Source organism: Limosilactobacillus equigenerosi DSM 18793 = JCM 14505, from assembly GCF_001311375.1.
Taxonomy (GTDB): Bacteria; Bacillota; Bacilli; order Lactobacillales; family Lactobacillaceae; genus Limosilactobacillus; species Limosilactobacillus equigenerosi.
Genome location: NZ_BBAS01000012.1, coordinates 1 through 12,484, shown reverse-complemented (window position 1 = coordinate 12,484; position 12,484 = coordinate 1). Strand labels below are relative to the sequence as shown.

The 12,484-nt window shown below is 38.2% G+C and carries 13 protein-coding genes, 2 tRNA genes and 3 pseudogenes; 5 read left to right on the top strand and 13 right to left on the bottom strand.

All coding sequences use genetic code 11. The features are described 5' to 3' along the window. Window position 1: 1 nt before the first annotated feature. The 4 genes and pseudogenes from JCM14505_RS06185 to JCM14505_RS06175 form a co-directional block, all read right to left on the bottom strand. Window positions 2–1,722: pseudogene (locus JCM14505_RS06185) on the bottom strand (ABC transporter ATP-binding protein). 165 nt (window positions 1,723–1,887) lie between these two features. Further along, window positions 1,888–2,070: pseudogene (locus JCM14505_RS08735) on the bottom strand (MarR family transcriptional regulator); the annotation flags it as partial. Window positions 2,071–2,259: 189 nt separating this feature from the next. Then, a complete protein-coding gene (locus JCM14505_RS06180; protein ID WP_054653492.1) occupies window positions 2,260–2,682 on the bottom strand; it encodes a hypothetical protein in 423 nt (140 codons plus the stop codon). A gap of 132 nt (window positions 2,683–2,814) precedes the next feature. After that, window positions 2,815–2,887: transfer RNA gene (locus JCM14505_RS06175), tRNA-Gln, on the bottom strand. 98 nt (window positions 2,888–2,985) lie between these two features. Here JCM14505_RS06175 and JCM14505_RS06170 point away from each other — a divergent pair. After that, window positions 2,986–3,058: transfer RNA gene (locus JCM14505_RS06170), tRNA-Glu, on the top strand. A 270-nt stretch (window positions 3,059–3,328) separates the two neighbouring features. Here JCM14505_RS06170 and JCM14505_RS06165 read toward each other — a convergent pair. The 9 genes from JCM14505_RS06165 to JCM14505_RS06135 all read right to left on the bottom strand — a co-directional run bounded on the left by JCM14505_RS06165 (window position 3,329) and on the right by JCM14505_RS06135 (window position 9,327). Beyond that, window positions 3,329–3,805 carry a hypothetical protein gene (locus JCM14505_RS06165; protein WP_054653491.1) on the bottom strand — a complete coding sequence of 159 codons (477 nt, stop codon included), beginning with the start codon at window positions 3,803–3,805 and terminating at the stop codon, window positions 3,329–3,331. 906 nt (window positions 3,806–4,711) lie between these two features. Then, a complete protein-coding gene (locus JCM14505_RS10450; protein WP_369395512.1) occupies window positions 4,712–5,110 on the bottom strand; it encodes a DUF5067 domain-containing protein in 399 nt (132 codons plus the stop codon). 37 nt (window positions 5,111–5,147) lie between these two features. Beyond that, window positions 5,148–5,279: a hypothetical protein gene (locus JCM14505_RS10065; protein WP_263848963.1), complete on the bottom strand. Its 132-nt coding sequence runs from the start codon at window positions 5,277–5,279 to the stop codon at window positions 5,148–5,150. Between the two features lie 176 nt (window positions 5,280–5,455). After that, the gene (locus JCM14505_RS06160) at window positions 5,456–5,665 is read right to left on the bottom strand and encodes a hypothetical protein (RefSeq protein WP_054653490.1); all 210 of its coding nucleotides are present in this window, start codon (window positions 5,663–5,665) and stop codon (window positions 5,456–5,458) included. Window positions 5,666–6,046: 381 nt separating this feature from the next. Then, window positions 6,047–7,594, bottom strand: coding sequence for a DNA primase family protein (locus tag JCM14505_RS06155; RefSeq protein ID WP_054653489.1), 1,548 nt, complete (start codon window positions 7,592–7,594; stop codon window positions 6,047–6,049). Beyond that, window positions 7,587–8,399 carry a bifunctional DNA primase/polymerase gene (locus JCM14505_RS06150; RefSeq protein ID WP_054653488.1) on the bottom strand — a complete coding sequence of 271 codons (813 nt, stop codon included), beginning with the start codon at window positions 8,397–8,399 and terminating at the stop codon, window positions 7,587–7,589. The genes JCM14505_RS06155 and JCM14505_RS06150 overlap by 8 nt, the downstream gene beginning before the upstream one ends. Before the next feature lie 91 nt (window positions 8,400–8,490). After that, the gene (locus tag JCM14505_RS06145) at window positions 8,491–8,784 is read right to left on the bottom strand and encodes a hypothetical protein (RefSeq protein WP_054653487.1); all 294 of its coding nucleotides are present in this window, start codon (window positions 8,782–8,784) and stop codon (window positions 8,491–8,493) included. Window positions 8,785–8,858: 74 nt separating this feature from the next. Further along, the gene (locus JCM14505_RS06140) at window positions 8,859–9,122 is read right to left on the bottom strand and encodes an excisionase family DNA-binding protein (RefSeq protein ID WP_054653486.1); all 264 of its coding nucleotides are present in this window, start codon (window positions 9,120–9,122) and stop codon (window positions 8,859–8,861) included. A 1-nt stretch (window position 9,123) separates the two neighbouring features. Further along, on the bottom strand, window positions 9,124–9,327 hold the full coding sequence (locus tag JCM14505_RS06135; RefSeq protein ID WP_054653485.1) for a hypothetical protein: 204 nt from the start codon (window positions 9,325–9,327) through the stop codon (window positions 9,124–9,126). A 125-nt stretch (window positions 9,328–9,452) separates the two neighbouring features. Here JCM14505_RS06135 and JCM14505_RS06130 point away from each other — a divergent pair, with 125 nt between their 5' ends. From JCM14505_RS06130 to JCM14505_RS06115, 4 genes and pseudogenes are all read left to right on the top strand, one after another. Continuing rightward, window positions 9,453–10,064 carry a helix-turn-helix domain-containing protein gene (locus JCM14505_RS06130; RefSeq protein WP_054653484.1) on the top strand — a complete coding sequence of 204 codons (612 nt, stop codon included), beginning with the start codon at window positions 9,453–9,455 and terminating at the stop codon, window positions 10,062–10,064. 51 nt (window positions 10,065–10,115) lie between these two features. Continuing rightward, window positions 10,116–11,208, top strand: a pseudogene (locus tag JCM14505_RS06125) (site-specific integrase). Between the two features lie 214 nt (window positions 11,209–11,422). Beyond that, window positions 11,423–11,779: a DUF1304 domain-containing protein gene (locus JCM14505_RS06120; protein WP_054653483.1), complete on the top strand. Its 357-nt coding sequence runs from the start codon at window positions 11,423–11,425 to the stop codon at window positions 11,777–11,779. Window positions 11,780–11,852: 73 nt separating this feature from the next. After that, window positions 11,853–12,482: a M57 family metalloprotease gene (locus JCM14505_RS06115; RefSeq protein ID WP_054653482.1), complete on the top strand. Its 630-nt coding sequence runs from the start codon at window positions 11,853–11,855 to the stop codon at window positions 12,480–12,482. The last annotated feature ends 2 nt before the right edge of the window (window positions 12,483–12,484 follow it).

The following is a 12,484-nucleotide window of genomic DNA, read 5'->3' as shown; positions in this document are numbered from 1 at the left end:
ACTAAGCTCCTTTCCGTAATTGTGAATCAATAATTTCTTGATAAACTGCATTCGACTTAGCCAATTCATCATGCGTTCCCTGGCCAACGACCCGTCCGTCATCAAGTACTAAGATGACGTCGGCATCCATGACCGTAGAAACCCGTTGGGCCACAATAACTTTCACCGCCGCTTGGAGCGCGCATCAGCCTTTAGTGCAGCCCGTAATGCGGCATCCGTCTTAAAGTCTAACGCCGAGAATGAATCATCAAAAATATAGACACTCGCATCCTTAATCAAGGTCCGCGCAATCGCTAACCGTTGGCGTTGCCCCCCGGAGAAGTTTGCTCCATTTTCTTCAACTTCCGCATCGAGGCCTCCGTTTTCCTTCACGAAATCAGTCGCCTGCGCAATGTCTAACACATGCCACATCAATTCCTCACTCGCCTTAGGATTCCCAAATAATAAATTACTGCGAATTGTCCCTGTGAAGAGGACGGCTTTTTGTTGCGTAATCGCCACGGCCCGGTGGACATCTGCTTGCGTCAAATGACTAATGTCTTGGCCATTAAGTAAAATCCGCCCTTGTTCTGGATTTAGTAACCGTGGAATCAGGTTTACCAAACTAGATTTCCCCGACCCAGTTCCCCCAATAATGGCCACCGTTTGCCCGGCGTTAGCGGTAAAGTTAACATCGGCTAATGATAAATCTTCAGCATGGTCATAACGTAAATTTACGTTATCAAAGGTTAAACTAGCTGCTTGAGGCGCGAAAGTCGCCGGCGTTGCCGGATCCGTAACACTTGAAATAGTCGCTAAAATTTCATTAATCCGACTCGCTGATGCGGATGCCCGCGGCACAAAGACAAAAATCATCGAGAGCATCATAAAACTAATCAAAATTTGCGTTGAATACGTCATAAAAGCCACTAAATCCCCGACTTCCATCGACATATTAGCAATATAATGTCCCCCAAGCCAAATTAAGCCCACGTTCGTTAAACTCAACACCAACGTCATAATCGGGAAGAGTAACGATACTAACGTAAACGCCTTAATCCCAGTTGCAGTATAATCTTCATTCGCCTTCGCAAAGCGCGTTTGTTCCGTTTCGTCCTGGTTAAACGCCCGAATCACCCGGACCCCCGTTAAACCTTCCCGGAAAACTAAGTTAATCCGGTCCGTTTTTCCTTGCATACTCTTAAAGAGTGGCACGGCTAACCACATGATGATCATCACCGCCACGGCCAACACCGGTAAACTAATCAAGAATACCTTCGTTAACCGCGGTTCCCGCGTATAGGCAATCACAATCGCTCCCACTAACATAATAGGGGCCATTAGCATCATCCGTAACATTTGCACGAGCACATTTTGAATTTGAATCACGTCGTTAGTAGACCGCGTAATTAATGATGAGTCCCCAAAATGACTCATTTCGCGGTTTGAAAACGTTAAAACATGTTCAAAAATTGTTTGGCGGAGTTTGACCCCCACTTGCATTGCTTGCGTGGCCGCTGCATACACGTTCACACTGGAGCCTAATAACCCTAAGGCCGCTACGATTAACATTATGCCACCTTGGTGCCAAATATAAGCAAAGTCCCGATTAACGACCCCTTTGTTAATCAAGTCCCCCGTAATCGTTGGTAACATTAAATCTGCCCCGATTTGAACACATAAAAAGATGACGGCTACCATCACCATCCACCAGTTCAGATACTTTTTCGCAATTCGAATCATTTGTCTGTGCTTTCCTCCATCATTTGTTCTAATTGGCGATTGATTTTTTTGGAGCCCAATCGCCATCGTTTCCCGCTCTTGTGGCGTCAGTGGCGATAACAATTCCGTGAAATATTTCGCATGTTGTTCCTTCATCTCAACCGCCCGGGATTGACCGCGAGCAGTTAAATGAACCCGAATCATCCGCCGATCTTGGGCATCCCGTTGTTTTTCAATCAACGCTTGTTTTTCCAATCGTTCCAACGCTTCCGAAACTGACGCCGGTCGAATCTTCGCCCGCTCAGCTAACTCCCGCTGCGGTAAGCCGGGATGTTGCGCTAGAATCATAATGATTTTAGCTTGGCCCATCATCGCCGTGGTCGTTACTTGCTGATGATAATGTCGTAAATTCATTAGAAATTTTTCTAATGCCGCCGGTAATTCTGCCATCTAATCTCCTCCAAAATAATAAGGTACCTAATTATTATAGTTAGGTACCTTATTATTAGCAATTTTTTTGCTTAAAAAAAACTAGCGCCTTAACGCTAGTTTTGAATCTTATTGTTGCTTCGTTACTTGTTGAGTGGCTGGGTCGTAAGTGTACGTTCCGACTAAATGCGCCACATTTGGATCACCATCATTGTTCCGAACATCCACTTGAATGGTGCCATCATCGTTCTTAGCGGCAATCAATTGGTCTTGGGGCGCAACTTTGACGCCACTGTGATCAACAAAATCTTGGTAAACATTCGGTGTTGCTACCGCCGGATTACTTTGACTAGCTGCCGTTACCGTTGCCTTAACGGGAGTGGTTGATGCTGAAGAACTAGTTGTCTTGGTTGCAGGGACTGATTTAACAACTTTCGCTGACTTAGCCGTGGCTGGTTGTGCCGTCGTTGTCGATCCAGTAAACGTCGCTGCGCCTACTAAACAAGCAGCTACGATTCCTAAACTAACCATTGTTTGTTTGATTGCCTTCATGATTCTTTCCCCCATTCAATCCTTTGTTTTCTATATTGTAACACGTTTGTTACAGCGATGTTACAAAGAATTGCAAATAGGTAACAAAAAAGCATCACCAAGATTGATGATGCTACCAAATGTTTAAAAAAATTGGGTATACTGGATTCGAACCAGTGAATTATGGATTCAGAGTCCACTGCCTTACCACCTTGGCGAATACCCAATAACACATGTAGTATACTCCCGTTACAATTAAAACGCAACTGAATTTGTAAGCGTTGACAAAGCAATGATGATGGGAGTAGAATTACCAGTAAACCTTGCCCCATGGTCAAATTGGTTAAGACGTCGCCCTCTCAAGGCGGAGTTACGGGTTCGATCCCCGTTGGGGTGATTTTTTTATTTTTTTACTCATTTTCATAGGCGCTTAAAACGTTGATATATCAACATTCTTAATTTTTAATGAACACTGAAAAACACTATTTTTAATATAAACTGCGGATATTCTGCGGATAACCTGCGGATATCCATAATCATTGGCGGGCGACTTATGAGACTGAACAAATACTGTTTTTTACTACAAAAAAGGCTGGCGCACTGAATTGGTGCATCATCCTTTTAACGTTGTAATGATATTTACTAAATATGAATAGATAGGGTTTATTCAATCAGCAGATATTCGTAAATCAATACTATACCTACTTAATTCCGTGGCGAAAAGATAAAAGGCGTCGTTTCTATCCTTGGTGAATTTACTTTGATTATCATACCCCATCCATTCATAAAGATTAGATAATGTTTTTCTGGTGAATGGTATAGGCTTGTCCGTATCCCATAGTACCCATTTAACTATCAAATTACTATCATTACCGTTTAGATCGTTAATTACTTGAATAAATGAATTTAGCACATATTCACGGCGTTTTTCTAAACTCAACGATTTAAACTGATTGGCGCTTAATTTCCTGCCATCCGCTTTATTCTTTTTGATCAAACCGGATAAATTTCCATATCCATTAACCCGTATCAATCGTGGTAATAAGTTATTTAAAAATTTAGTAACGTTAGTAACGGTTTTACTCTTATTCATTCTTGTAATTTCTTTATAATTCGTAAATGCTATTTTAATATCATTCTTCATTTCAATGTACCATAATCCATTGGTTTAGCTCTTTATTAAAAGGGGTCGCCAATTTAGATACCCCCTAACTTGCAATTAATAAATTAATCATCTATCATTAGTAAATGAAAAGAGGAGTAACGGATGCGACCCGTTACCCCTCAATCGTGAGTGGAAACACGTTATTGCTTAGCTAATCACGTTTAAAATCGTGGTTAGCTTTTTTTATTATCTGGTAAGCATAAGCAACAGATACGATTATCTTATCCGCCCTCATGACTAACAACCCGATAATACAAAGCATTATCGTGCCTCCGTTTAATATTTAACATAGTCTGTACCTCCGTTAGTGGATATTTTGAGGGGTACGTCTGTGTTTCCTATTAAACTCACTAAGTAACCAAACAGGGGAGCAACTCCCTGCTTAATTGCCTGTAAGTATTATACCAGTTAATTTAAAAACATTTAGCGTAGGTTTTCGTAGGTTTATGGTTCATTAAAGTAAGGTTTTGTTAGGTTTTTTTAGGTTTTGTTTTACATTGGTTTATCTATATTTACCAAGGTTTTTGGTAAAAAAACGTTATCAAAAGTTAGCATCTCTTTAAATGTATAAATACCGGCTTTTAAGTTCACCCCCCTACCCTAAAAATTTCAAAATTAGGTTTTTGTGTAAGAAAACTCCTTGGCGTGCTCTCCTATTCTTGAAACCACAGGGGGATATTTAAATTTCAAAATCATTTTCGATAAATTATACATTAATTTTTAAAATCGCTCACAAAGCAAATTAGGCGTGTTTAACGACACTTTGAAAAACACGAACAATACAGACTGAACAATCTAGATTATTCGTGTTTACAAATAAAAGGTGTAGCCAAAAAAAACTACACCTTTAATTAATACTAAGTTTTACTAAGTTTTTACTAACGGTTAATTAGTTAAATCATCACCAGAAACACTACCAACGAAATTACCAACCTTATATGTTTTCTTGCCTAGATAATTTCCATCATCACCACGGGTCGCTTTTAATACGATGGGTTTACTGTTGCTATCAATTTCATAAGCAACCCTACATTTAACGTTACCACCCTTATTAATAGTTTGAGTTTGATTATCTAAAATTTCGTTATCAGTATCACTAGGTAATCCCGCTACCGTTAATTTGCCCTCAGTGTTTTTATTCTTTTGATATGCATTAAATACTGCATCCCACCCAATAAGGGCATTAATTTCTTTATTCGATTTATTAGTGATCGTGTAATCAAATACAATAATATCTTTACCGTCTGTCGTATCATCTCCATGATAGAAACTAACTTTATCAATCGTAATTTTTAAATCTTTAATATTAGCTGTTTTGCCATCAAAATAATATTTTTTTCTTTAAAAGTGATGCATTGGCAGTATCGTTAAATTTTCCAATGCTGGGAATTGCCACCGTCCCAACCACCATGGTCGCTAAAACCGCTGTCGTCGTTGTAATTAATTTATTCATATAAAAACTCCCTTGTTTAAGCTAATTCTTATTCAGAATACCACAAAATTATTGGTATATATTAGATTAATCCATATACCTTTAAAATAAACCACTACCCCGTTTTAGGGTGGTGGTTTATTAATTACCTATGACTGCATCATAAATGTTTCATTCTGGTATTTAATACTCATAATTCACTCCGGTCGAAAACTATTAAGCGCGGTATAAACCACCATCACACCATCATCAAACGGTTTAATATCTTTCAAAATAGCTTTAGCCACCTTTTGAAAATCGTTCTTGTATGTATTATCGTACAGCCATTCATTTACCGCCTTTTCTAATTCCTCTTTAGTATCAAATCCGCTAAATAATTCAATTTGTTCTGTTTCTTCCATCGCCATGTTTTCTTATCCTTTCTGGGTTATATGGTCTATTTAATTTAACCCATGCTTTACATCCGTTTTTTTACTCCCTGATGGTTTACCCGTCGTTACTCGCGTCGTACCCGCCTTTTAAGAAATCTATATACTACGGGTGGTTTTTAATTGATATACCAACGATAGTTTTAACCCCCCGCCGTACCCGTCGTATATTAACCGCTGTTCTTTTTATATATTATATATACTATATATTATTATTTATTTTATATATAAAGAATATAAATAAAGTAAGACGGGTAAGACGGGCAAGCCTTATAAATCGTTGATATATCGCCGTTTATCTCCCCGTCCTAACATTATATTTAATAGACGGGTAAGCGACGGGTTACGACGGGTTACAAACTAATCTCTAGAAAACAATGCTTGTTCTTGATCTATTTGTACATCCTCCGCTAAGTAATCAACTCCCAGCTTAGTTAATGGTTTAAGTAAGTTCATATCTTCATCGTTCCAATATTTGGCTGGTTTATATCCGTTTTTCTTTGGTTGATAAACCCATCCATCCTTTTCCATTAACTGGCGCAACCTACCTATAAACGTATTACGTTTCATTTTTAAGGGGGCATTTTCTGTTTCCATAGCGCTCTTGGCATAAGCAAATAAAAAGCTGGTAGGGATGCGTGTACTTTTTATATTCGGTACGTATTCCTTGTAGAAATAGTAAACAACATCCATATCTCGCTTAGTATTTTCAGTTACTGATTTACTTTCATCCGTATTAACGATTTCATCAGTGTTAATAGTTAATGCTTTTGACAATAGCCACTCTAACAACTCCGGACGATTAATATAATCTAGTCTCACTAATTTATTAGCCTTCGTGGCTGGGTACTGATGATTAAATTTAATAAATCTAAAGCGCCTAAACGTTCCTGGTGAAGTATCTGCAATTCTAGGTACGCCGTTCATACTTTGTAAAATAGTAGCGTTAATGACGGCGGAAAAAGCCGGCTCGCCTTTTTCTTCAATGCTTACCCGTTCACCGGTAGTAACGCTTTTAAGGTTTGCGCTATTGGTAATATATCCTTTCTGGTCGGTATCATCTCCAGTAATCAATTTTTTATCATAGACACGCGCAAGAGCGAAACGCTTTTCAAATTCATCAATACGCAAAGCCCCCGTATTACTTTCACCGACTAAATTAGTCATCAAAGCCTGAAATGTACTTTTACCCGTCCTACTTACATTATCATCAATTAAGCAAAACATAACATCAGCAGTTCGTGGCGTTTTAACACAACAGGCGACGACTTGCCATAAAAGCGTAATTTTGTCGGTATCGTTTTCTGCAATTTCATTTAACCACTTAGAAAACGACCACCCATTAAATACGGGCTCGTCTAAATTTTCATGATAATCTGTTGCCACCTTGCTAGTAAATACGGTTTTCGGGTTATACGGTACTAATCGTTTAGTCTTTAAATTATACATACCATTACCAACGGGGATAAGGTTATCATCATTGTTGGGGATTTCTAATTTAGCCCCCAACCGTAATAATTCAACAATTTCAGCTCTTGCCTTTTTTGTTGCTACGGGGTCAACAGCTAAAATCATCCGTTTTATATCGTCATAGCTCTTCCGGTAAATCCCTTGGTCTAAATCATAAAAGAATACCGGTGAGTTATCCGTATCAGAAATACGGATAAAATGACCTAATTTATTTAATATTTTAACTACTGAAATATACGGCATTTTAGGCGTGCCTTTGGGTTCTCCGTTTTCTTTCAGTTCTGTATGATCTTTACGCCATTGAACCCCCAACGCCTTATAACGATTACTTAACTCATCCATTGTTTTTGGCGGAGCTTGGTTTATTACATCCGCTTGCCGTTTTTGTTGTTCCTTTAATTGTTCCATTGCGTTTGTATCTAATTTAGCCTTATCCATTTACTGCCCTCCGTTCTAATTCTGTCTTTAAAATACTGTTAAAAATCGTATTTAGTTCCCCGTCATCTAACGGCGGGGCATTATGTTCATTCTTAATCTGTACTAGTTCATAAGCCATATACGGATCTACCCCGTGCCGTAATATCTTACCTACAAAACTAGTCATATCTAAGTTGCGTCTGCCTTGTTGAGATGATGTTAATAATTCTTCAAGCGTTCGTCCTGTGTAAGTCTTACCGCCTATTGGTTGCCAATTATTAACGTAATTACTACCCTTTTTAGATTTGCTAGATTTTTGGTTAAGATACTTAATTAATTCTTTAGGCGCTGTTGTAATTGGGTTGTGATTATCCCACCTATAAGGGCGACCATGACGGATACTTGGGGCAATGACAACAAAATTATTACGCTGTGCCTTAATATCAATCCCTGCGCCAATGTTCAGCATTTTGTTTAATTGAATATCATTACGCTTTAAATAAAAATACTGTTTGCCACCGCTCGCCGTGGTTTGTGATAGCGTGGCTGGTAATAACTCAGTAGGTATTTTATTAAACTCTTCAAATCCGTTAGCGTGGCTTGTTCCCTTGTCGGTGTCTACGTCAATCACAAAAAAATCTTCTGTTTTAACCGCAATCATACAATCTCTGCTGGCGCGGATGATATTAGTTACTGTTTTAAAATCTGGTCTAATATCCTTGAATTTAACTAACGGCTTTTTATCTTGAGTTACTGGTATAACTGATAAACCTGTTTTGTATAAAGCCACCGCCGTATCAAATAATTTTTTTCGTTCTTCTTGCATCGTTAATTATTCTGCCTTTCAAACTTACATGTAATTGTTTATAATTAAATAAAGGTTGATTTTTCAATCAATTTATATCGTTTTAATGCTCCTATCCGTGCTCGTCCAAAGTTAGCGGATAGGGGCTTTTTTTGTATTCTAAATTTTCTAAAGTTTCTAACACTTCATCGCTTAACTTACTAAGCGGAACAAAGATAGGCGTGTCCCTATTAAGGTTCTCAGCCACACCCTCGATATAAACCACGGCATCCGTTTCATATTCAGCGAACGTATACCCATCTTCTTGATATCGCTTTGTCGAGGATGCATCACCTACAAACTTACGGCGGATATCATCCGTCAAATTCGTTTCTTTGTTAATAATTGCCATTAATTCTGATTTCATAATTCTTTACCTCTTTTGCTTAATCCTTTAGTTTCAGTCCCTATAAGTAGCCCGCCAATGCTACTAATTTTTATTTACTTAATCGTGTTGCTTTCCATGTATTCGTTTAATGCTCGCTTGCTAATCCGTACGGTTCGCGTCCCTTGAATTTCAATCACTGGTAAACCATGAGACTTAATAAGCATATCTAGCGTATTTCGACTAACGCCGATATATTCCGACGCTTGCCCCTTATTCATATACTCTGGGTATTCATCCGCTTTAATTGCTAATTCTTGCCGATGGTCTAATTCTTCTCTTACCGCTTTTGAAATCTCTTTCGAAAAATCAATAATCATCTCACTTTGCCTCCTTGGTTTTGATCCATTCGATAACTTTATTAAATACCGTATTTGATACCACCATTGGAGCACTGCTATTAATGATTTTTCCAGTGGTTGGTAAAGATAAACCTAATTCTTTAGATAATTGAAAACGTGTTAAATTAAGTTCACCTCTGGTCGCTCTTAATTCTTGTTGAATTTCTTCAGTTAAAATTTGCATTTAATACCACCTCTCGATTTACATTTTTCGTAAACGTATTATAATTTACGTTTTTCGTAAAGTAAAGAGCTATTTGCAAAAAAATGTAAATTGTAGTTATTATGTACCTATGCGAGGTACAAAAAATGAATAGGATCAAACAGCTCAGAATAAGAAAAGGATTAACTTTAAAAGAATTAGCAACAGAATTAAGCAAAATTTCAAATAAAACTATATCTTATGCCACTATTTCAAGATGGGAAAAAGGAATAAATGAACCCAAACTAGAAACATGGTTAAAACTATCAGATTATTTCGATGTTCCAGTTTCATATCTACAAGGGATTGGAGATGATCTAACCGGCTGGATAGACTGGGAAGACGCCACCGGTTACAACAAACAAGAATTACAAGCCGAAATTGATAGACTAGAAAAAGCTGGATACATCAACGCCACGGATGATATACAAAGTAAGATAGGTTCAGCTGTTAAAAGTCTAGATTATAGTTCAGCGACCACTAACCAAGGTATGCTAAAAATGGTTGAACGTGAATTAATACAATTAAAAACACGGGTAACAGATGCGGTTGTAATTCCACCTAAAAAAGTAGATATGAACGGTTTAAAAGTAATCCCTAGCGGAACAAAAACAGAAACCAGAAACGGGGTTGATGTTGAGGTATACAACCAACTAATGAAATTGTTAGATGAAACAAGGTATAAACTACCTAACTTAATGAGAAATAACGATAATTAAATATCAGTTTCAGCCTTATAAGTAGCCCGCCAATGCTCAAAGTGAGGTTGAATTATGTATATTAGAAAAACAAACAACGGGAAATATCAGGCTATCGCTCAATATCGGGATAATGACGGAAAACGTCATCAGAAATCAGCCGGTATCTTTAAAACTAAAAAAAGAGGCAAAAGAAAAAGCTAGCAAACTCGAAAATGAGTTCGCTAGCCTTAACATGAGTTTGAATGATATTTCTTTGTATGATTATTATATCCGTTGGTACAAAATTTATAAAGTCGCTACCGTTGGTGAGGTAGCCCAACGGCACTATATTAGATTAAGTAAGTTCATCCGCCAATACTTTAACGATACTAAGCTGGTTAATATTCGGCGGTCTGATTATCAGCAATTCATAAACTGGTATGGATCTAACCACGCCCGTGAAAGCGTCGCTAAATTAAACCGTGCCGTTAGGGCTTGCGTGGCGTCTGCCATTGCGGATGATGTAATCGCTAAGGATTTTACCTTTAACGTCCAGATAGCCTATAACAAGGATAAACGGCGTAAAGTTGAATACTTAAATCACGATGAGATAGACCAACTAATTAAAGCCGTTAAAACTAAGCTAGTTAGGTACAATACAAGCCGTTATATGATTTACACCGCCATTCTAACTGGGATGCGGAAAGCGGAAATACAAGCCCTAACATGGAAAGATATTGATTTCCTACACGGTACTATTACCGTAAATAAATCATGGGACGAACGGAAAAAGTGTTTTAAGGAAACCAAGACCCAAGCGTCAAATAGGGTAATCAAGGTAAATCAAGAGTTATTAGCAACGATTAAAGAATTACGCGCAAATAACTCAAACATGGTATTCACCAACGTATTTAATACTATCCCAACAAGTAACGCCCTTAATAAGTGCTTACGTGAAATTATGACGGATGCGGGTATTGTTAAAAGTAACTTTGTATTTCATTCCCTGCGTCATGTTCACGTTGCTTATTTATTAAGCCAAGGCGTCCCGATTGAGGCAATTAGTAAACGGCTAGGTCATTCAAATATTAGCATTACCTTGAATTACTACACCTACTTAATCGATGAATACAAGAATAAAAACGATGATGAGATTGTCGCTAAATTATCCCAAATTGTCTAATCTGCGGATGACCTGCGGATATCTCAAACCAAAACGTTGGTATATCAACGATATAAGCACTTTATGTATCCCCGTTGGGTGATATAAGAAACAACAACCGGAGCCATGCTTAGTTGCTCCGGTTTTATTTTGAATCCAATACGATGATTAGCAAATTCATTCACACCTGATTGTGATACAATATACTCCGATAAAAATTAAAGGAGTCTTTAACATGTCTTTATTAACTACAATTTTAGCTACCATCGTCGCCATTGAGTTCGGTTACATTCTATACCTCGAAACTTTTGCGACCACTTCGGCGAAAACATCCCAAGTGTTCCAAATGTCTCCCGAAGAATTAAGCCGTCCGAGTGTCCAAACCTTGTTTAAAAATCAAGGGGTTTACAACGGTCTCATTGCCGTGGCCATTTTAGTGGCTACTTATTACTACGTTAATGCCATCGCCGTGGCTGGCTTGATGCTCTATATCGTTGCTGTGGCGCTGTATGGTAGTTTTACTAGCAATCCCAAAATTATTTTTATGCAAGGTGGCTTGCCCATCTTAACCCTCATCTCAATGCTGTTTTAACGAATTATTAAGTGGTTTTCCGTCCTAATCATGCTAAGATATGAATATCAAAATGGAAAGGATTAATATCAGCATGAAACGTTGGGGCATCTTAATTACCTATCTCGGTCTGTTTGGATTACTAATTTATGGCTACCAAACCAACCATTATGTTGAACGAAATCTCAACAATTTAATTTCTGCCACCCAAGTGAAAGTAACCCAATTAATCAGCCCCCACACTAAAACTGATCAAAATTCCCATACGGCGGGCAAATGGAACCAACCTCAAGCTAAGCTTTATCTCGAGCTTGGAAATGATGAGTTAACCCAGGCGACTAAGGAAGCCGTGGCAAACTGGAATCAAACTGGCGTCTTTCACTTTACGATTACGACTAACCGCGACCAAGCCGATGTCATCATTACCACCATGCAAAATTCAAGTAATCAAGCCGCTGGGCTAACCAAAATGCGAATTAATTCGCTCACGCACTATTTTGTTGGTGGCACGATGTACTTAAATGCAGCTTACTTACTCAACCCAATGTACCAATATTCATACCAGCAAGTCGTTAACACGGCTGAACATGAACTTGGTCATGTCATCGGCCTAAATCACACTAATGAAATTTCAGTCATGCAACCCCGCGGATCAAATTTTACCATTCAACCTCGGGACGTTAATCAAGTTAAACAAATGTACCAAAAAAGCGGATCAAAATGATC

Coding starts and splice junctions, on each gene's coding strand:
- JCM14505_RS06180 (WP_054653492.1), bottom strand. CDS start 2,682: ATGAAGGCAATCAAACAAACAATGGTTAGTTTAGGAATCGTAGCTGCT.
- JCM14505_RS06165 (WP_054653491.1), bottom strand. CDS start 3,805: ATGAAGAATGATATTAAAATAGCATTTACGAATTATAAAGAAATTACA.
- JCM14505_RS10065 (WP_263848963.1), bottom strand. CDS start 5,279: ATGAATAAATTAATTACAACGACGACAGCGGTTTTAGCGACCATGGTG.
- JCM14505_RS06160 (WP_054653490.1), bottom strand. CDS start 5,665: ATGGCGATGGAAGAAACAGAACAAATTGAATTATTTAGCGGATTTGAT.
- JCM14505_RS06155 (WP_054653489.1), bottom strand. CDS start 7,594: ATGGATAAGGCTAAATTAGATACAAACGCAATGGAACAATTAAAGGAA.
- JCM14505_RS06150 (WP_054653488.1), bottom strand. CDS start 8,399: ATGCAAGAAGAACGAAAAAAATTATTTGATACGGCGGTGGCTTTATAC.
- JCM14505_RS06145 (WP_054653487.1), bottom strand. CDS start 8,784: ATGAAATCAGAATTAATGGCAATTATTAACAAAGAAACGAATTTGACG.
- JCM14505_RS06140 (WP_054653486.1), bottom strand. CDS start 9,122: ATGATTATTGATTTTTCGAAAGAGATTTCAAAAGCGGTAAGAGAAGAA.
- JCM14505_RS06135 (WP_054653485.1), bottom strand. CDS start 9,327: ATGCAAATTTTAACTGAAGAAATTCAACAAGAATTAAGAGCGACCAGA.
- JCM14505_RS06130 (WP_054653484.1), top strand. CDS start 9,453: ATGAATAGGATCAAACAGCTCAGAATAAGAAAAGGATTAACTTTAAAA.
- JCM14505_RS06120 (WP_054653483.1), top strand. CDS start 11,423: ATGTCTTTATTAACTACAATTTTAGCTACCATCGTCGCCATTGAGTTC.
- JCM14505_RS06115 (WP_054653482.1), top strand. CDS start 11,853: ATGAAACGTTGGGGCATCTTAATTACCTATCTCGGTCTGTTTGGATTA.